The following is a 20,673-nucleotide window of genomic DNA, read 5'->3' on the forward strand; positions in this document are numbered from 1 at the left end:
TTGCTTAATTGTTATTTTAATAATTAAGCAACATTTCACGTGTTTGGAGTCAATGTGCAAAGGATTTTCTTTATCCTTTTTTTTCTGCTCATCGTTACAGTAAACTCATCGGTTTTAGCTAAAATGGGTTTAGTTGTAAAGGGATTACCTGATGCATTGCAAAACAATGTGGATGCGCGTTTATCCTTACTCGATCCAGATCAGATTGATGATACACCCTATTTCAAACAATCTTTGGAAGACGAAATAAAAAAAGCATTACGTGCGCTTGGTTATTATTCGCCGACTTTTGAATATCATATTTCGAGTAAGCCTGATAAACTTATTGTGGTTGTTCATAAAGGTCAACCGGTTTTAATTGAACAAACTAATGTGAATGTTCTAGGCGAAGGTTCTAAAGATCCTGATTATATTAATTTATTAAAGAGCGATTTGCCAAATAAAGGAACTATTTTAAATCATGGTGATTATGATAGTTTCAAGAAACAGCTACAACACATCGCGTTACGAAAAGGTTATTTTGATGCTGATTTGACTAAGCATCAATTAGCCGTGGCAGATAAAATACATCAAGCCTTTTGGAATATTGATTTTAATACTGGGCAACGCTACCATTTTGGTAATGTGACGTTTAATGAAAGTGTAATTCGTAAATCTTATTTAAGGAATATTATTCCTTTTGAACATGGTGAAAGTTATACTTCAGATCAATTATCCTTATTTAACCGTCGATTATCTTCAACTAATTGGTTTAGTTCTGTTACGGTCATACCATTAATTAATCAAGTGGATGAGAATAAAAATATACCAATTCAAGTTATTACAGTACCCCGTAGAAAAAATAGTGTTGACGTCGGGTTAGGTTATTCTAATGATAATGGAATTAGAAGCCGTTTGGGTTGGAATAAACCTTGGATAAATAATAGAGGGCATAGTTTCCGGAGTGATTTAGCTTTATCTTCGCCGGAACAATCAATTTCGGGTGTTTACAAAATTCCTTTATATCGATCGCCTTTGGAAGACTATTATACAATTCAAGGTGGATATAAGAAGATAAATAATAAAGATACTGATTCGCGATCTTATTCGATTGGCTTGATCCGTAACTGGGATATATTTCAAGGGTGGCAACGGGCGGCTGGTTTAAATGTGATGTACGATAACTTTAAGCAGGCCGATGATAGTTTTAGGACCTTTTTATTTTATCCTTCGCTTAGTCTATCAAGAGTGAGAAGCAATGATAATTTGTTTCCTTTATGGGCTGATTCACAACGTTATTCACTTGAGGCTGCCGCAGAAGATATTGCCTCGGATATCAATTTTATTCGCTTTCAAACACAGCAAGTTTGGATTCGTTCTCCTTTAGATGATCACCGTTTTATTGCGCGCGGTAATTTAGGTATTATTCAAGCCAGTAGCTTTGAACGTGTACCACCTTCGTTTCGTTTTTTTGCTGGAGGTGATAGAAGTATACGCGGTTATAGTTTTAATTCTATTTCACCAAAAGATAAAAAAGGTAAACTTAAAGGTGCAACAAAACTTGTTACAGGTTCTTTAGAGTATCAATATAATTTAACCGGTGCTTGGTGGGGGGCTGTATTTGTAGATACAGGTGAAGCAATAGATAAATTTGACGATACAGATTTTCATACGGGCACAGGAGTAGGTATAAGATGGGTTTCACCTATAGGTCCTATTAAATTAGATATTGCAACGCCTATGAACAGTTCAAAATCATCAGTTCATTTTTATATCGGCTTGGGAACTGAGTTATAAACGATGAAGAATCCGAAACGCATTAGTAAAATTAAAAAGATTAAACGTATTAGAAAATGGAAAATACGTAGCTTAGTTGTATTATGTACGATTATTTTTATAATTGTATTACTATTTACATTTATTTATACGAGTCTGGGAATTAAGGTCATTAGTCGTGTTCTTGAAAAAGTTGTTCCGGAAGTTCATATTGGTCATGTCACTGGCGCGCTAAATAATCTTGAAATAGATGATTTTTCATATACTATGAATGGCGTTGATGTCTCTGTTGGTAAATCTAAGTTATCTCTCTCAGGTTTATGTTTAATTGAAGGTAAAATATGTATTAAGAATTTTGAAGCACAAGATGTAAGTGTCAATATAAATACAGCTAATATTTCAAGTGGGGATGATGAGATTACCCATTCCGAACCTGAACTAAAATCCACAGAACGTTTTGTGTTAAAAACACCATTACCGATAGAGTTAAGATCTGCGATATTAAATAACGTCAACGTTAATGTAGACCAAATGCACTTTGGATTATCTACTTTTCAAGGTCGTGCAACATGGATTAATGAATTAATTTATGTTTCACCTACTACGGCAATGGATGTTAAGGCTATTTTTCCGGACACCATTGATGACCCCCATTTAGTTACAAAAGAAAAACAATCTCCTCAAGCAATTAATGAAATTATTGAGGATCTGTTCAATAAACCATTAATATCATCATTACCAACCGTAAATATTCCGTTAGATTTTCATGTTAGCCATTTAACAGGTACTGGTTGGCAGTTACATATGGGTGGAGAAGACTACTTTTTTAATGATGTTGTTATTGAAGCTAATACCAATAATAATCTTATTGAGGCAAGATTAGTTGAAACAGATGCCAAAAGCAATTATGGTAACGGTCATATTCAAGTTAAAGGTCATATAAAATTAGGAGAACAATGGCCAATTAATGCTACCATAAATGGTAAAACAGATGGCAAAAAATTTACAGAATTAAATAGTCAATTCGATGGTCAATTGCTTGGTGTATTATCAAATCAAACTAACATCAAGGGAAACAATCAAGCTAAAATCCGAGCGAAGATAAATTTTAGCGAAAAATATTTGCCTATAACTACCAAAATAAATGGTAAACATTTGCAATGGCCACTTGAAGGCAAAGCCGATTATCAATTGAATGATTTCAGCATTGATCTATCAGGATTAGTTAACCATTATAATTTTAATGCTGAAGGCAATTTGTTTAGTAAAGAACTATCTAAAGCTTATTTTAACGTTCAATCTGATGGTACTAATGAATATCTCAATATTAAAAATGCAAATGTTACTTTACCACAAGGTGGGTTTTCATTATTAGGTAAAATAAATTGGTTAAATAAGTTGCGTTGGGATTCAGAAATTAAGTTTAAACAATTGGATCTTACCCAATGGTTACCTATGTATCCAATTAAATTGGATGGTCAATTGGTGACGCATGGAATTTATGACGAGCGTTCTTGGGCAATCAATTTAAATAACGTAGACTTGACCGGTGATATTAATTATGCGCCATTACAAATGAATGGTGATGTAAGTGTTAACTCTAATCAATATGTTTCAGCCAATAATTTTAATGTTAATTGGGGGAATAATATTATCAAATTAAATGGGTCAACGAAGAAAGAAGATCTGGTTGCTGATATTAATTTCTCTAATTTAAACATATTTGATTCTAAAATGTCTGGTAATATCATTGGTCATTTTATTGCCAATGGCGCCTTGGAACATCCAACTGTTAACGCAGACATAAAGGTTAATAAATTATTATGGCAAGATATATCATTAGATCAAGCTACTTTGAATGGTAAAGTAAGCTATCATGATATTGTCAGTGGTGATATTACTCTTAAAGTAAAACGGATTGTGACAAATAGCCTGACTATAAATAATACCAATATTGAATTGTCAGGAAATGAACAAAAACATAATTTAACACTTAATATGGTGGGTAAACCTTTATCAAATCAGATGGTATTAGAAGGCTCATTGAATAAAAAACGTAGTGAATGGCAAGGAAGTATTCCACAAGCTATCGTTATGTTAGGTCACAAAAACGACTGGAAGATTAATAATCCTATCAAATTAAACTATAATATAACTCGTAATTTAGCTCAAATTTCGGCACATTGTTGGTTAAATAATAAATCACAGATTTGCTTAGATAATGATGTTATTTTTGCCAATAAAGGTAAGGCAACAGTTAGTTTAAATAATATTGATCTTAGTCTAGCAAACTCTCTTATTAACAATCAAACCAATATGGCTGGCTATATAGATGGTAAGATTAATATTAATTGGGATCCTAAGTTTAAAATTCCAGATATAATTGCTTATCTGGATGGTAAAAATGTGTATATTAAACAACAAATAGCATCGCAAACACTACCTATCCCGTTTGATTTATTCAAGATTAATGCCGATCTCAATGATAAGCAGGCAAATTTAAGTTGGAAATTTGGTTTTAGCAATCTAGGGAAGTTCAGTGGGAACCTTAGAATAAGTGATCCTGTTAAAGAGAAACGTTTAAGCGGTCAGGTTGATATAAATAATTTATCCTTAGCTATGATTAATCCGCTGCTTAATGATAATGAACATGCTAATGGTTTTATTAATAGTAACTTAAAATTCTCAGGAAGTTTACTTGATCCGTATATTACGGGGAATTTCGATTTAGAACATAGTGAGATCAAGGCTAATCAGCTACCTGTAGATATCCGTTCAATTATGCTTGACATTGATTTTCATGGTAAATCATCTGATTTAAAAGGAATCATGAAAACCAAAGCTGGTGAGATTAATATTAATGGTAAAGCGAATTGGCAAAATGTTGATAATTGGAATGCGAATGTATCTGTTAAAGGCCAAGCCATCTCACTAAATATGGCACCACTATTAACAATGCAGATAATTCCAGATATTCGTGTAACAGCTAACCAGCACCAGTTAGATTTAGATGGGCAAGTTACCATACCAAAAGCAAGTATTAAAATTGAATCTTTGCCACCGTCTACAATTGATGTGTCATCAGATGAAGTCATCCTTGATGATCATTTGCGAACTGTAAAATCGCAAAATTATGGTATGGCAATTAATAGTCATGTTTTAGTTTCATTGGGTGAAGATGTCACCATTGATGCTTATGGTTTAGCAGCTAATTTGCAAGGAAAATTATTTGTAACGCAGAGTGCAAAAGGTACAACTGTAAATGGCCAGATAAATATTCCAAAAGGTCGATTTCATGCTTATGGGCAAGATCTGATAGTACGTAAAGGTGAAATTATTTTTGCCGGTCCAGCAGATCAACCAAGATTGAATATTGAAGCAATACGTAATCAAGACTCTATTGATGACAATGTTACAGCTGGGATTAGGGTGACAGGGCTTGCAGATGAGCCAAAAGTTGAGATCTTTTCAAATCCAACCATGTCACAACAAGAAGCGCTCTCGTATCTTCTTCGAGGACAAGGTCTTAATAGTGATGAGCAAGGCGACAACGATATGTTTACAGCTTTACTTATTGGTTTGGGTACCGCTCAAACAAGCAATTTAGTCGGCGATATAGGTAATACGTTTGGTATAAAAAATCTATCGTTAGATACACAAGGAGTCGGGAATAACCAAAAAGTTGTGGTAAGTGGATATTTGTTACCAAATTTACAATTAAAATATGGTGTAGGTATATTTGATTCGTTAGCTGTATTTACTTTACGCTATCGTCTATTGCCTCGTTTATATTTAGATGTAGCTTCAGGACTTGATCAAACGGTCGATTTGATCTATCAATTTGAATTTTAGATCAAAAAAATGAGATTCAAGTAGAACATTATTTAATAATTATTAGTAATTGCCATTTTATGCCAAATTTTTAAATATATAATTAAATGTTATAGTAAATATTGAATGTGTTTTTATTAATTTAAAATTAAACTCTAACTATAAAATTAGCCAGATAACGTATATACTAAACATCGTTAAAATAGGTGATAAACCTAGAGTTAAATATAGCAGAGGTATGTAATGTCAGATTCTAAAAATAAATGTAAAGGTAATGAAACGTCAGCTTGTTGTTGTGTTGATGTAGGTACAATTATTGATAATGATGATTGTTCGACAGAATTTAAAGCTGTTTTTCCGTCTGAAGAGTTAGCTCAGGAAAAACTTGCGGTGCTTTCGCAAACTGCGCGTGAAGTTGAATCTGAACCTTGTCAAATTAAAAGTAAAATTGAGAAGGTAACCGATGGTTATGAATTAACAGCCAATTTCCATTTTAGCTGTGGTTCAGAATGTTTGATTTTTCAACTCAGATTACGCTAAATTACATAACATAATGTCTTAATTCAATAATAATAGTAGCTTTTGTTTTGTTTGCTCAAAACATCTAATGATGGTGATTTTTTATCACCAAGTTGATTAGCTTTCTTCAAAATTAAAAGTAAATCAAACTGTTTTATAGAGAAAATAGATAAATGATAAGAATTTATATAATGCGTCATGGTGAAGCTGGTTACTCAGCTTTATCTGATTTTAATAGATCTCTAACAGCAGTAGGACAACAGCAATGCCATTTAGTTGGACGTTGGTTTAAGCAACAAAATATTATGATTGATCTTGCATTAATCAGTCCCTATGTTCGTGCACAACAAACTTACGCCATTGTATCAGAATATATTCGGGTCAATAAAATGGAAAATTGTCCATTTTTAACCCCAGATTCTAGCGCGATTAATTTAGTTAACAATATAAATATGTTGCAATTACCTGATGATTCCAATATGTTTTTAGTTTCTCATTTGCCATTGGTTGGTTATTTAGTTAATGAGTTGTGTCCTCATATTACACCACCTATGTTTTCACCGGCAGATGTGGCTTGTATTTCACTATCATCTGATAGTCAGGGTCAATTGGAATGGTTTCATCGACCACTATAAATGAAACGACTGAACTTAATTTATTAACTTTACCATTAACAGGTCGCTCATTAATTGAAGCATCGGCTGGAACAGGTAAAACCTATTCGTTGGCCTTAATTTATTTACGTTTATTATTAGGGATTGGTGAAAATAGTTATCCCAAGGCTTTGTCTGTAGAAGAAATTCTCGTCGTAACTTTTACTAAAGCAGCTACGGAAGAATTACGATTCCGTATAAGTCAAAATATTCACCAATTGCGTAAAGCTTGTATACAGGGTTACCATGATGATCCGAATTATCAATCTTTACTGGATTTGATTAAAGATAAGTCGGCTGCAGCAAAACGTTTATATTATGCCGAACAAAATATGGACCAAGCTGCAATTTTTACAATTCATAGTTTTTGTCAACGTTTATTGACAACCTATGCTTTTGAGGCAGGGAGTTTATTCAATAAAACCCTTCTTAAAGATGAAAAACATCTTATTCTACAGCAAGTTCAAAATTTCTGGCGTGAATATTTTGTCCCATTATCAAAAGATTTAGCGCAAATAGTTTGGCAAAATTGGGCTGATCCGCAAGCATTATTGGATGATATTTACCCTTATTTGTATCGTGAATTACCAGAAAATGTTCATTTATCATCATTCCCTATGATTGACGTGATATCGCACTTTCATAGGGATAATATTGTACTTATTGAGTCACTTAAACAGCAGTGGTCTACTTATGTTAATGATATTCAATTGGTTATCAACCAATCAGGTGTAAATAAGCGTTCTTATTCAAAAAGTAATTTAAAGCGTTGGGTGGATAATATTAATCAATGGTCTCAAACTGAAACTATTGATTATTCATTGCCAATTAGTGACTTAAAAAAATTCAGTCAAACAGAACTGCTCCATAAAACTGACGATGGTAAGGAGCCGCCATTACATCCTTTTTTTGACCAAGTAGACCAAATTGTTGCACATTCGTTTAGTTTAAAAGAGGCGATTCTATTTGATGTCGTAAATATAATTAATCAATATACCCAACAAGAAAAAAACCGCTTGGCTCAAATGGGTTTTGATGATCTATTAAATGATTTGAAACAAGCGCTTTTTAGCAAAAATGGTGATTTTTTAGTTAAGCAAGTTATATCGCAGTTCCCTGTTGCTATGATTGATGAATTTCAGGATACGGATCCTATTCAATATAAAATTTTTGATCGTATTTATCATGATAGTAAAACCAGTTTATTGCTGTTTATTGGTGATCCTAAACAAGCAATCTATAGTTTTCGTGGGGCAGATATTTTTACTTATATTAAAGCTAAATTATCAGTTGATCATCGATTTACTATGACAACCAATTGGCGATCAATTCCTGAAATGGTAAAAGCAGTAAATGAAATATTTTCATTAAAAAAAAATCCATTTATCTTTGAACAAATTCCTTTTGTTACAATGAAAAGTGCTGAAGAAAATCAGAATAAAGGTTTTTATATTCATAATGAAAAAGTGGAAGCATTGCGATGTTATTTATTGCCCGAATCTGTGAGTTCAGCAAATGATTATCTAGAATTTGCAGCACAGACCTGCGCAGAGCAAATTGCTCAATGGTTAATAACTGAAAGCTATATTTATAACAAACAAGGTGAGTCGCATAATATTAGTTCGGCTGATATTGCTATTTTGGTTCGTACAGGAAGAGAAGCCGAAATAATGCGGCAGTCATTGACAAAACGAAATATTAAAAGTGTTTATGTATCAAATCATCGCAGTGTATTTGAATCAATAGAGGCAAAAGAAGTTTTACGTATATTACAAGCTGTGATAGTTCCTACAGATGAAATGGCATTACGCAGTGCATTAGCTACTCGTCTGATTGGGGCTACCATGGCAGAAATCGATCATCTATCTATTGATCAACAGGCATTAGAAAATCTTGTGGATGAATTTAATGAATATCAGGTAATTTGGTATCGTTATGGTGTCCTTGTAATGTTACGCCGTCTTATGAATCGGCGATCTTTAGCTGAAAATTGGTTAGCCATGGCAGAGGGTGAGCGCATCATAACAAATTTTATGCATTTAAGTGAGTTGTTGCAGGAGATCTCTCAGGAATTAGATACACCTCATGCATTAATAAGATGGCTAATTAAACAAATTAATGAACCAAATTCCAATGCCACAAACCATGAACAACGACTTGAGAGTGATAAAAATCTCATTAACATCATAACAATTCATAAATCCAAAGGTTTGGAATACCCAATTGTATTTTTGCCATTTATTGGTCATTATCGTGAATCGAATAGTTCCGTTTATCATGATGAAAAAACCTATAGTACCTATTATGCGCATGATAAAACATCAAGTATTAAAAAAATCATTGAACAAGAGCGTTTAGCTGAAGATTTACGCTTGCTCTATGTAGCATTAACGCGCTCAATTTATCATTGTAGTTTTGTGCTTGCTGGTTTGAAAAAGGGACGATCGAAAGATTTATCAATTAGTAAATCAGCTATAGGCCATTTATTATTGATGGAGACAGATAATGATTACGATTCATTTCAGCAACGTTTATTACAGCTTTCAACATTGCCAGTTGTTAATGTTGAATTACCAATTCCGATTACTTCTCTAAATATAGAAAATGAATTATTAGATACGTTAACGGCTAATATCTTTAAACGTAAACTAAATAGTACTTGGCGTGTTACTAGTTACTCTGGTTTACAACAACCAACGACTTCCCCTCAAAACCGTGTTAACGATTTTATTAACAATATAAACCCAGCATTTGATAGTGAAGTATTAAGTGAGAATGATATTTCTCTTAATAATAACTTAGATGACCAACAACCTGATCCAGTATCTTTATCATCTAGTCAATATGATATTCATCATTTTCCGAAAGGCGCAATTGTTGGAACGTTATTGCATGAATGTTTTGAAAATATTGATTTTATGCAACCCGATTTTTCAACAATTATTAGTCAATTAATTAATAAGTTAAATTTAACTTTAGATTGGCAACAATCTTTAGTCGAGTGGGTGACAGCAGTATGTTCAGCTCCTTTACAAAAAGGATTATCGTTATCGCAAATATCTATGCAACGCCGATTGAATGAACTTCAGTTTTTTCTACCGATACGTAATCTGATAACTGCAGAAAAGGTTGATAAAATATGTAAAAAGTTTGATGCCATATCACAACAATGCCCAACACTAGATTTTCAGACCGTACAAGGTATGTTAAAGGGCTATATTGATATGGTTTTTGAATGGAAGGGGAAATATTATATTGTTGACTATAAATCAAATTATCTCGGCGCTACTGCAAATGATTATACTCAAATGGCAATGAATCAAGCTATGTGCGAGCATCGTTATGATTTACAATATCAACTTTATACATTAGCTTTACATCGTTATTTGAAAACGCGTATCAGTGATTATCGATATGAAAAACACTTTGGTGGCGTATATTACTTGTTTATTCGAGGTATGTCGGATAATAATTCTCAAAATGGTATTTTCTATACCAAGCCATCTGTTGAATTGATAGAAAATTTAGATTTATTACTCGGTTAAGTCACACCATAATCTAACCATTTAAATAATAATTAAATTTAATAGCCGAAATAATTCGGCTAAATATTTTATTATTAATTGGTTCCCCAAACGATTTTGGCGATTTTATTAACTAATGCAATTTTTGCCCATTGCTGTTCTTCTGTAAGAGCATTACCTTCTTCGGTAGAAGCAAAACCGCATTGAGTACTTAGACAAAGTCGTTCTAATGGTAAAAATTGACTAGCTTCTTTGATTCGATTGATAACCGTTTGTTCATCTTCTAACTCACCAATTTTAGAGGAAATTAAACCTAATACAACTTGTTTATCGCCAGATACTTCCGTTAAAGGAGAAAAGTCGCCGGCGCGTTCGGTATCAAATTCTAAATAATATGCTCTTACATTCTCTCTACCAAATAAATATGAGGCAATAGGTTGATAACCACCACTAGCCGCCCAAGTTGAACGATAATTACCACGACATACGTGAGTAGTCAGAATTAGATCTTGTGGAGCTTTAGCTATTGCCGCATTATTTATTTCAACAAAAAGTTCGGCTAATTCATGTAACGATTTACTAATAACAGTCGTGTTTTCTGAACCATGGCAATTGCATTGATGAGTATGTTCTTGGTCTGAATGGGCTACTCCGGCATTATTATAGCGACTATCCACCATCATACCCCAAGTGCAATCATCAAGCTGAATATTCCGACAACCAATGGCATATATCTCATCAATGAAAGTCTGATAAGCCTTCGCAATATCGTTAACTAAATCTGATTGCAAGGGATATATTGCTTGGGTTGTAACTTTATTTTCTGGACGATAAAGCTCTTTAAGAAATTGAGCCGGAGCAGGGATAGTGATTCTAGCAACAATTCCATTTTCAATAAATTGTTGTAAAAAGCGATAATGTTCTATAAAAGGATGATTTTCACCACTAATTTTCCCAGTTAAACGAGCTGTTTCGGGACGTGACTCAACACCTTGAAATTTATATCCTTCTTTAAGATCTGCTTTTTCGACACCATTTAGACCCCACATAAAGTCAAGATGCCACCAGCTACGTCTAAATTCACCATCAGTTATGACATTTAGTCCAGCAGCCTTTTGCTTGGTGACTAATTCACTAATTGCTTTATTTTCAATTTCTTTGAGATCTTGTTCAGAAATTTCCTTTTTATTAAATTGTATGCGGGCTTGGATTAGGTAGTCAGGTCTTAAAAAACTGCCTACATGGTCAGCACGATAGATAGGGTTATTACTCATGATAAATTCCTAATATATTGTTATTAATATTATTAATGCTATAACTTTCAAGCTTAAATATAATTATAAAAGTTAACAATTATGATTAACAAATTGATAATGGTTATATTTAGTTATAGTTTTTTAATATAACTAAATATTGCAATATTTATTAAAATTATAAATGGGTATAGATTTTTAAATGGTTAGTTATTTAAATTGAATATAATCATAGAATTATTCATGTTTGTTATAATAAAACCATTGGCATTCTTATTTTAACTGTATATAATCACAGAATCTGTATATAAAAACAGGAAGAATTATGAAGCCACTTACTGCGCGTCAGCAGCAGATTTATGATTTAATTAAGGTTAATATCATTTCCACTGGTATGCCACCTACACGAGCCGAGATCGCCAATCAACTAGGATTTCGTTCTGCAAATGCCGCAGAAGAACATTTAAAAGCCTTAGCCAAGAAAGGTGCTATTGAAATTATCGCCGGATCTTCACGAGGTATTCGTTTGTTATTGGAAGAGAATGTACAAGAAGGCATACCGCTTATAGGTCATGTTGCAGCAGGATCGCCAATATTAGCTCAAGAACATATTGAAAGTTATTATCAAATCGATCCAGCTATGTTTAAACCTAATGCCGATTTCTTGTTGCGAGTCAATGGAATGTCAATGAAGGATATAGGTATTCTAGACGGGGATTTGCTTGCTGTTCATAAAACACAAAATGTTCATAATGGACAAGTTGTTGTTGCTAGAATTGGCGATGAAGTCACGGTTAAACGGTTAGAACGTCGTGGATCAAAAGTTCGCTTATTAGCAGAAAACCTAGATTTTACACCTATTGATGTAGATTTACTTAGTCAGGATTTTGAAATTGAAGGATTAGCTGTTGGTATTATTCGTAATGGTTCATGGATGTAAATTGAAAGAGTCATCTAATCTAAAATAAATATGTTTTATGAAAGGAAAAAAAGAATATGTGGTTATTTTGGCTATATGAGATATTAGGCTTAATTGGCGTAATTGTCGTTGTAATTCTCTTTTGCCGTTGGCGTAAAATTAGTTTATGGGCATTTATTAAACGTAATTACAAATGGATAGCATTAGCAATTGCATCAGTTTGGTTATTGATTGTGATATTGTGTTGGCATCATCTTTTTGACGCTACCTATTGTTATTTTAGAGGTAAAAGCATGAAAGCAAATACCAAATATTCTATCTTTTTGGGTGAATGCCAAATCGAAACACCTCGTGGTTCTTATGTTCCAATCGAAAAATCAAGAGCATTACCTAATGGTAACCATCATGATGATGATACTGATGATTACTTTGGTAATTGATACACTTTTAGTTTATTAATTTTACAAATGAGCGACTTTATAAAGTCGCTTGTTATTATCTTTTTTGTTATAACTCATTGACATATTTTATGTTAGCTATTTGATAGGATGAATCATTTTTATATTTATCTATTATTATTTTTTTATCTGAGTAAAATGAGAAAATTGTCATATTTAATGTGACATATAACTTAATGATTTATATTAATTTATATTGGCATGGTTCATTATTTTGATAAATAAATACTAAAGAAGTGTTAATTTTTTAACATTTTTATAGAGCAATTTGCTAAAATATATTCACTTACTTAAATTGTTTAATTTAAAAACTGGAGTTCTCATGGCAGTCGCTGTTAATAAACGTTCTGTAATGACTTTATTTTGTGATACTACTGACATTTATGGTCATCAGATTCGTTTGGTTTTAGCGGAAAAAGGCATAACGGCCGAAATTGAATTTGTCCAAGCAAACAACTTACCGCAAGAGTTATTAGATCTAAACCCTTATGGCACAATACCAACTTTAATAGATCGCGATTTAACCCTTTATGAACCTCATATTGCAATGGAATATCTTGATGAACGGTTCCCTCATCCACCTTTAATGCCGGTTTATCCTATTGTTCGTGCTAATGCACGTTTAGCCATGTATCGTATTCGTAAAGAATGGTATAGCGCTTATCATACAATAATGAATGATCCTAACTCGGCTAAAGCAAATGAAACTCGAAAATCACTTCAAGATGATCTGACGGCAGTCTCTGTTATGTTTAAAGAAACTCCTTATTTTATGAGTGAAGATTTTACTTTATGTGATTGCTATTTTGCTCCATTGCTGTGGCGTTTACCATTATTAGATATTACTTTACCAAAAGTAGCAGAAAAGCATTATCTAAATTATATGTCACGAGTATTTGAACGACCTGGGTTTATTGAATCGTTAACTGACGATGAAAAGAAAATTAGGGCCTTATAACATGGTGATAACTGAAATGACTCCTCGTCGCCCATATCTTTTTAGGGCTATGTACGACTGGATAGTTGATAATGAACGGACTCCTTATATCGTTGTAAATACTTCGATATACGGTGTTATTGTTCCAAATGAATATATTCAAAACAATCAAATTGTATTAAATATCGCGCCGCAATCTATTGGGCAATATATAGCGACTAATGAGAAAATTGAATTTAATGCTAGATTTGCCGGAAATCCATATCATATTGTTGTGCCTATGGCGGCCATTGAAGCCATTTATGCTAGAGAAAATAGTGTTGGATTAGGTTTCGATCCAGAGCCACAATATGAAAAACAGGAAGAAGAACCACAAAAAACGACTAATCCGTTCCGTGTGGTAAAATAGATCTTATCTGTTTGAGATCAATACTATCCTTTTATTAAATTAGCATCTTACAACTTAATATTTTTGTTGTAAGATACTAATAATTAATAACACTAATTTATTTCAAGTTTTAACTATCTAAAAAGTGGTTATGATTCATCAATTGACAGTATTTTAACAATAATACTAGAGTTGTTATCCTTTATTTCATTAATTGTTACCGTTAATACATCGAGTAACGTATAAGCTGTTTGTTGTTTTATGATAATCTCACCTGAATCAGGTTGCGCTATAATTTCATTTCGCACAGGATGAATTAAAGATAGAGGTAAAAAAGCAATGGCTCCAATTTCTAATAATTTTACTTTAGCACCACCACGATTAATATCAATTATTTCAGCAGTATAAGTTTGCCCAATTTTATTTGTTAGATATTGGCAATATAGCTTTTGATTAATATCACGTTCGGCCATCCGCTGTGCTCTACGTCGTTCATTCATATTCGTTAGAATGCTTAAATCTAGGGGATTAGCCGGTTGCTTAAGAATAAGCGATTTAAGTAAACGATGATTAACTAAATCACCATATTTTCTAATTGGTGAAGTCCACGTAGCATAAGCATTAAAACCCATTCCATAATGGGAATTAGGCTCTAAAGAAAAATCAGCCATGGAAAGATAACGTCTTAATCGATGTTCCAATAATGGGTTATTATCAATCAATTTACGTAGTGATTTGTAACCATCGAATGAAGATAATTGTTCTTTATTAAAACCATTAATTTTAAATTCATCTAATAATTTGACAACACAATCAAGATACTTGTTTTCAAAACCATTATGAGTGTTATAAATTGCAGTGCCGTATTGAGTACTGATTTTTTCTGTAAATGCTTGATTAGCAATCACCATAATTTCTTCGACAATCTTATGAGCAATACGTTTGCTTTTTTTGACAATGTTTATTAACTGATTTTCATTATTAAATATAAAATCATATTCATGATTTTCTTTAAACAATAGAGCATGCTCAGCTCGCCACTGTGTTCTAATCGTGGCTAATTGTTGGAAAAGAGTAAGTTGTTTATGAAGCGAAGGAAAATCGTTTGAAAAGGGGATATCTTTTTCAATAAAATCAGACACTTCATCATAACTTAATTTTGCTTTGGAGCGAATCCAAGCTAAACAGAACTCTGTCGCTGAATGGATAATTTCACCTTGAGGTGAAATAGTGATTTTTGCGACAACAGATGCTCTTTTTTCATTAGCTTTTAATGAACAGAGATCATTAGCTAATGCTTGTGGAAGCATAGACACAGTATAATTAGGTAAATAGGTAGTAAAACAACGTTGCATTGCTTGTTGATTTATTTCACTATCACTAGAAAAGTAGGTACTAGGGTCGGCAATAGCAACTGAAACACAAAATTGATTATTTTCATTAGTCGTAATCGTGATAGCATCATCCATATCTAACGTTTCTTTACTATCAATGGTAAAAAAATCAACTTCAGTTAAATCTTGTCTCAATAGTGATTCAGCTTCATTTAATGAAAATGCATCATCAATAGGTGCGCTAGCTTCTAGGTTATGACGCGCTAGAGTCTTTAACCAAAGTAGATTTGGTGATGATTCTTCAGCAATAAACTGTAAGGCTTCTGCAACAAATAAATGTTTATCGTTATCTAAAGCATGAGTAATTAATTTAGCTTTAACCCAGTCGCCTGCTTTGAGTTGTTGAGTAAACTCAGGGTTAAACTTACATTTGATAAAAATATTATCTACATTTTCAGGTATAATGACCATTGCTTTATTTTTAAAATCAATCTTACCTAAAAACTCAGATAATGAGGACTCAACAAGTGTTTCTGGTTCAAAAGATTCCTTTTCATTTTTAGTGATAATTTGACCTGATACCTTATCGCCATCAATGACGTTTTTCATTTGAGTCGCGGGAATAAAATAACTCTTCTTGTTTTCTGTTTCTAGAAAACCATAGCCCTTTGCATGAGCGCGAACAGTACCTTCTACTCTTGGAGTTTGTTGATGGAGTTGTTGTTTTAGTTGTGCCAATAGTGAATTATTCTGTAACATAATTTAAACAGTTATCATTGAAGTACAGAAATTTTATCATATCTTCATAAATATGTCTGAATTTGTCGACCTAGATTCCAATTACTGATTGTTTTATTCACTTATTTCATTTGTAAGTATATTAAAATACGAAAAAGCTAATTTCTTTTTAACGATATATAATGTAATCATCTCTTATTAAGGTATTTAATTTTTCATGAAACTAAATTATAAAATTCAAGGTAGTGGGCAGCCAGTTATTTTATTACATGGTTTATTTGGTAGTATGGATAATTTGGGCGTTATCGGTCGGGCGTTAATGGACGATTTTCAGGTTATCCAAGTTGATTTACGTAACCACGGGTTTTCACCTTGGTCGGATGATATGAATTACACTTTAATGGCGCAAGATATTCAATCGTTAATTACTTTATTATCACTGCAAAATGTCATTATTATTGGTCATTCAATGGGTGGAAAGGTTGCAATGCATTTAACAGAATTATTACCAGATAGGATAAAAGTACTGATTGTACTTGATATTGCTCCTGTAAGTTATACTTCTGATTCTCATCGCCAAGTTTTTCGAGCAATTAATGCTTGTACTAGCTATGTAGATGGTAATCAACAGCCGAATGATCGTAAAAGTGTTCAGGCAATAATGAGTCATTATTTAAATTTTTCAACAATTCAATTTTTATTAAAATCTTATAAATCAGAACATTGGTTATTTAATTTTCAAGCTATAGAACAACATTATGGCGACATTTGTAGTTGGCAACAGATAACACCTTACTACCATTCAACGCTATTTATCAGAGGCGGCAATTCGGATTATATTCAACCAGATTATTATACTGATATTCTTAACCAATTCCCTTATTCCGTTATCGAAACAATTGAAGGGGCGGGGCACAATGTTCATAATGAAAAACCTGAACAAGTCATAAGTCTGATTAAGCAATGGATCATGTAAAAATAAAGAAAAGTAGTGATCCATAATTAATCGAATAATCTGCTTTAATAATCCAATTTGACCAATCCGATTTTTAATTAATTTATTATGACAATAAGCTATTTTAATGTATAATTGTTGCGTTTTATTTGAAGATCATCATTTCATGTTTCGTACGGCTAATGAGAGCTTTATTTATGATTTCTTGTAATGCTATATCTCATCCTATTCATGTTTGCTGCCTCAGGATTTTTTTGATAGTGCTGTCATTAGTCGTAACAATGATGATCCTTATGTTTATTTATATGATGGAGAATTACATTGTTTAAACCAGTTAGTCAAAAATTCCAATATGGTCGTCATACAGTTACGTTAGAAACCGGTATTATGGCACGTCAGGCAACAGCAGCTGTTATGGTCAATATGGATGATACAGCAGTATTTGTAACAGTGGTTGCTGATAAAAAAGTTAAAGAAGGGCAAGACTTTTTTCCATTGACTGTCAACTATCAAGAGCGTACTTATGCTGCTGGTCGTATTCCTGGTGGCTTTTTTAAGCGTGAAGGACGTCCTAGCGAAGGTGAAACCTTAATTGCACGTTTGATCGATCGTCCATTACGTCCTTTATTCCCTGAAGGATTTGTGAATGAAATCCAAATTATAGCGACTGTTGTGTCAGTAAACCCACAAGTAAGCCCTGATTTAGTTGCTATGATCGGTGCATCAGCAGCATTATGCTTATCAGGTGTACCTTTTCATGGTCCAATTGGTGCAGCGAGAGTAGGTTTTATTGATGATGAATTTGTATTAAATCCGTTAGTTAATGAATTACCAAAAAGCCGTTTAGATTTAGTTGTAGCGGGTACAGATAGTGCAGTGTTAATGGTTGAATCTGAAGCTGATTTATTAACAGAAGAACAAATGCTTGCAGCAGTAGTATTTGGTCATGAACAACAACAAGTTGTTATAAATAATATTAATGAGTTTGTTGCAAAAGCAGATGTCGAAAAATGGGATTGGGTTGCACCAGCAAAAAATGAAGCCCTTTACAATGCAGTAGCTGAATTGGCTAAAGAGCGAATTGGTGAAGCTTATCGCATTACTCAAAAACAAGATCGTTATGCACAAATTGACCAAATTAAAGAAGATGTTCTAGCTGCATTAAAAGCTGAAAATGAAGAATTAAATGAAGTCGAAATATTAAATATAATTACAGATATTGAAAGTCAAACCGTACGTCAACGTGTATTAGCCGGTGAACTGCGTATTGATGGACGAGAAAAAGATATGATTCGAGCATTAGATGTTCGAACTAATGTATTACCAAGAACACATGGTAGTGCACTATTTACTCGTGGAGAAACTCAAGCATTAGTTACAGCCACTTTAGGTACTGAACGTGATGCACAAATTATAGATGAACTAACAGGTGAAGTGACTGATCGGTTCTTATTCCATTATAATTTCCCTCCTTATTCAGTAGGTGAAACGGGTATGGTAGGTTCGCCTAAACGCCGTGAAATCGGTCATGGTCGTTTAGCAAAACGTGGCGTAGCGGCTGTTATGCCTAAACCAAGTGAATTCCCTTATACTGTACGCGTGGTATCAGAAATCACTGAATCTAATGGTTCTTCTTCAATGGCTTCCGTATGTGGTGCCTCTCTAGCTTTAATGGATGCGGGTGTACCAATTAAAGCATCTGTTGCAGGTATTGCAATGGGGCTAGTAAAAGAAGGTGATAATTTTGTAGTATTATCTGATATTTTAGGCGATGAAGATCATTTAGGCGATATGGATTTTAAAGTTGCAGGTACGAGTGAAGGTGTAAGTGCATTGCAAATGGATATTAAAATCGAAGGTATTACTAAAGAAATCATGCAAATTGCCTTAAATCAGGCCAAAGGTGCACGTTTACACATTTTAAATGTGATGGAACAAGCAATAAATCGTCCTCGTGAGGAAATTTCAGAGTTTGCTCCACGCATTTATACCATGAAAATCAATCCAGAAAAAATACGTGATGTTATTGGTAAAGGCGGTGCAACAATTCGTGCGCTGACTGAAGAGACCGGAACCACGGTTGAAATTGATGATGATGGTACAGTTAAAATTGCTGCTTCAGATGGCAATAAAGCTAAGGCAGCAATGCAACGCATCAATGAATTAACTGCGGAAGTTGAAGTCGGACAAATTTATAATGGTAAAGTTGTTCGTATCGTAGACTTTGGTGCTTTTGTATCGATCATCGGTGGGAAAGAAGGCTTAGTTCATGTTTCACAAATTGCCGATCATCGCGTTGAAAAAGTAACTGATGTTCTATCTGTAGGGCAAGAAGTGCCAGTCAAAGTACTTGAAATTGATCGTCAAGGGCGTATACGTTTGAGTATTAAAGATGCTATCACTAATGATAGTGAGCAATCTGAGTAAAAACGCTAACTTTAAGCAGAAATATTAATACTGACCATCTTACGATGGTTGGTTTAATTAGAAATGGATACGGGTATTTTATGAATTTATATTACTGGAAATCATTTTGGTTTTTATTTTTTACCATTATTTTTTCTGGTGGTATAACCGGTTGCCAGATGTTTCAAAATGATTCAGAACCACTTTTGGCAATACCGAGGCAAGTCTCATATGACAATGAAGCAAAAATTGCAAAATTAAGTCAGCAGTTATATATTAAAGATCTTGATAATGAAACAAAAATACAGTTACTTTATCAACGAGCGATACTATATGATGCAATAGGTTTAAGAGCCTTTGCACTGAGTGATTTTACGCATATTCTGAATATTGATAGTACTATACCTGATATTTATAATTATCTTGGTATTTATTCCGCAACAAATGGTGATTACGATGCATCGTTTATGGCATTTAACACTGCGGAAGAAATTGATCCAGAATTTCAATATACTTATATCAATCGAGCGCTTGCTTTATACCAATATCAACGATATGAACCTGCGTTACATGATATATTAACCTTTTATAAATTTGATACAAATGATCCTATGAGGCTGTTATGGGTTTATCTTATAGCTGAAAAATTGGATCAAGATAAAGCAAAATCTCTATTAGTTGACGGTTATAATCGACTCACTGATAAAACTGTATGGGGAAGCGATATCGTAGCTTTCTATCTTGGAAAAATTAGTGAAAAACAATTAATGAGCAATTTACAACAAGGTGTTGAAACAAATTATGTTTTAGCTCAACGCCTATGTGAAACGTATTTTTACTTAGGGAAATATTTCCAAAGTAAAGGTAATAATAAACGTGCCGAAGTGATGTTTAAGTATGCATTAGCGAATAATGTCTATAATTATTTGGAACACAAACAGGCACTCTTTGAATTAACACAACTTACTGATAAAAAGTAAGTTGTATTAGGTCATGCCAGTAA

At 33.2% G+C, this 20,673-nt stretch carries 14 protein-coding genes; 12 read left to right on the forward strand and 2 right to left on the reverse strand.

The genetic code is table 11. From position 1 onward, the window contains the following. The first annotated feature begins 54 nt into the window (after positions 1-54). From tamA to recB, 5 genes are all read left to right on the forward strand, one after another. Entirely contained in the window at positions 55-1,776 is a 1,722-nt protein-coding gene (gene tamA / locus FPB0191_RS03445; RefSeq protein WP_039104048.1) for an autotransporter assembly complex protein TamA, read from the forward strand. 3 nt (positions 1,777-1,779) lie between these two features. Beyond that, positions 1,780-5,607 carry an autotransporter assembly complex protein TamB gene (tamB, locus tag FPB0191_RS03450; RefSeq protein ID WP_039104050.1) on the forward strand — a complete coding sequence of 1,276 codons (3,828 nt, stop codon included), beginning with the start codon at positions 1,780-1,782 and terminating at the stop codon, positions 5,605-5,607. A 222-nt stretch (positions 5,608-5,829) separates the two neighbouring features. Then, a complete protein-coding gene (locus FPB0191_RS03455; protein ID WP_039104052.1) occupies positions 5,830-6,126 on the forward strand; it encodes a YfcZ/YiiS family protein in 297 nt (98 codons plus the stop codon). A 152-nt stretch (positions 6,127-6,278) separates the two neighbouring features. Continuing rightward, positions 6,279-6,740 (forward strand): phosphohistidine phosphatase SixA, encoded by a 462-nt coding sequence (gene sixA, locus FPB0191_RS03460; protein ID WP_082018221.1) that lies wholly within the window; start codon positions 6,279-6,281, stop codon positions 6,738-6,740. Then, entirely contained in the window at positions 6,719-10,303 is a 3,585-nt protein-coding gene (gene recB / locus FPB0191_RS03465) for an exodeoxyribonuclease V subunit beta (RefSeq protein WP_052236736.1), read from the forward strand. The genes sixA and recB overlap by 22 nt, the downstream gene beginning before the upstream one ends. 74 nt (positions 10,304-10,377) lie before the next feature. Here recB and FPB0191_RS03470 read toward each other — a convergent pair whose 3' ends face one another. Next, positions 10,378-11,556: a 5-methyltetrahydropteroyltriglutamate--homocysteine S-methyltransferase gene (locus tag FPB0191_RS03470; RefSeq protein ID WP_039104054.1), complete on the reverse strand. Its 1,179-nt coding sequence runs from the start codon at positions 11,554-11,556 to the stop codon at positions 10,378-10,380. A 304-nt stretch (positions 11,557-11,860) separates the two neighbouring features. On the opposite strand from FPB0191_RS03470, the gene lexA reads away from it, so the two are divergent. The 4 genes from lexA to FPB0191_RS03490 all read left to right on the forward strand — a co-directional run bounded on the left by lexA (position 11,861) and on the right by FPB0191_RS03490 (position 14,258). Next, complete coding sequence (gene lexA / locus FPB0191_RS03475; RefSeq protein WP_039104056.1) at positions 11,861-12,475, forward strand: transcriptional repressor LexA; 615 nt, start codon at positions 11,861-11,863, stop codon at positions 12,473-12,475. A 56-nt stretch (positions 12,476-12,531) separates the two neighbouring features. Continuing rightward, positions 12,532-12,894, forward strand: a complete 363-nt coding sequence (locus FPB0191_RS03480; protein ID WP_039104059.1) for a hypothetical protein — start codon at positions 12,532-12,534, stop codon at positions 12,892-12,894. 340 nt (positions 12,895-13,234) lie between these two features. Next, complete coding sequence (locus tag FPB0191_RS03485) at positions 13,235-13,870, forward strand: glutathione S-transferase N-terminal domain-containing protein (protein ID WP_039104061.1); 636 nt, start codon at positions 13,235-13,237, stop codon at positions 13,868-13,870. Between the two features lies 1 nt (position 13,871). Further along, a complete protein-coding gene (locus tag FPB0191_RS03490; protein WP_052236737.1) occupies positions 13,872-14,258 on the forward strand; it encodes a ClpXP protease specificity-enhancing factor in 387 nt (128 codons plus the stop codon). Between the two features lie 128 nt (positions 14,259-14,386). Here FPB0191_RS03490 and FPB0191_RS03495 read toward each other — a convergent pair whose 3' ends face one another. Further along, positions 14,387-16,330 (reverse strand): exoribonuclease II, encoded by a 1,944-nt coding sequence (locus FPB0191_RS03495; protein WP_039104062.1) that lies wholly within the window; start codon positions 16,328-16,330, stop codon positions 14,387-14,389. A gap of 196 nt (positions 16,331-16,526) precedes the next feature. Between FPB0191_RS03495 and FPB0191_RS03500 the strand changes: the two genes are divergently transcribed. From FPB0191_RS03500 to nlpI, 3 genes are all read left to right on the forward strand, one after another. After that, a complete protein-coding gene (locus FPB0191_RS03500) occupies positions 16,527-17,285 on the forward strand; it encodes an alpha/beta fold hydrolase (protein WP_039104064.1) in 759 nt (252 codons plus the stop codon). Positions 17,286-17,585: 300 nt separating this feature from the next. Further along, positions 17,586-19,691 (forward strand): polyribonucleotide nucleotidyltransferase, encoded by a 2,106-nt coding sequence (gene pnp / locus FPB0191_RS03505; RefSeq protein WP_039104066.1) that lies wholly within the window; start codon positions 17,586-17,588, stop codon positions 19,689-19,691. 80 nt (positions 19,692-19,771) lie between these two features. After that, the gene (gene nlpI / locus FPB0191_RS03510) at positions 19,772-20,650 is read left to right on the forward strand and encodes a lipoprotein NlpI (protein WP_039104068.1); all 879 of its coding nucleotides are present in this window, start codon (positions 19,772-19,774) and stop codon (positions 20,648-20,650) included. Positions 20,651-20,673: the final 23 nt, after the last annotated feature.

The sequence above is a fragment of the Frischella perrara genome (assembly GCF_000807275.1).
Lineage (GTDB): Bacteria > Pseudomonadota > Gammaproteobacteria > Enterobacterales > Orbaceae > Frischella > Frischella perrara.

Coding starts and splice junctions, on each gene's coding strand:
- FPB0191_RS03485 (WP_039104061.1), top strand. CDS start 13,235: ATGGCAGTCGCTGTTAATAAACGTTCTGTAATGACTTTATTTTGTGAT.
- FPB0191_RS03490 (WP_052236737.1), top strand. CDS start 13,872: ATGGTGATAACTGAAATGACTCCTCGTCGCCCATATCTTTTTAGGGCT.
- FPB0191_RS03495 (WP_039104062.1), bottom strand. CDS start 16,330: ATGTTACAGAATAATTCACTATTGGCACAACTAAAACAACAACTCCAT.
- FPB0191_RS03470 (WP_039104054.1), bottom strand. CDS start 11,556: ATGAGTAATAACCCTATCTATCGTGCTGACCATGTAGGCAGTTTTTTA.
- FPB0191_RS03500 (WP_039104064.1), top strand. CDS start 16,527: ATGAAACTAAATTATAAAATTCAAGGTAGTGGGCAGCCAGTTATTTTA.
- FPB0191_RS03455 (WP_039104052.1), top strand. CDS start 5,830: ATGTCAGATTCTAAAAATAAATGTAAAGGTAATGAAACGTCAGCTTGT.
- nlpI (WP_039104068.1), top strand. CDS start 19,772: ATGAATTTATATTACTGGAAATCATTTTGGTTTTTATTTTTTACCATT.
- lexA (WP_039104056.1), top strand. CDS start 11,861: ATGAAGCCACTTACTGCGCGTCAGCAGCAGATTTATGATTTAATTAAG.
- FPB0191_RS03480 (WP_039104059.1), top strand. CDS start 12,532: ATGTGGTTATTTTGGCTATATGAGATATTAGGCTTAATTGGCGTAATT.
- tamB (WP_039104050.1), top strand. CDS start 1,780: ATGAAGAATCCGAAACGCATTAGTAAAATTAAAAAGATTAAACGTATT.
- sixA (WP_082018221.1), top strand. CDS start 6,279: ATGATAAGAATTTATATAATGCGTCATGGTGAAGCTGGTTACTCAGCT.
- recB (WP_052236736.1), top strand. CDS start 6,719: ATGGTTTCATCGACCACTATAAATGAAACGACTGAACTTAATTTATTA.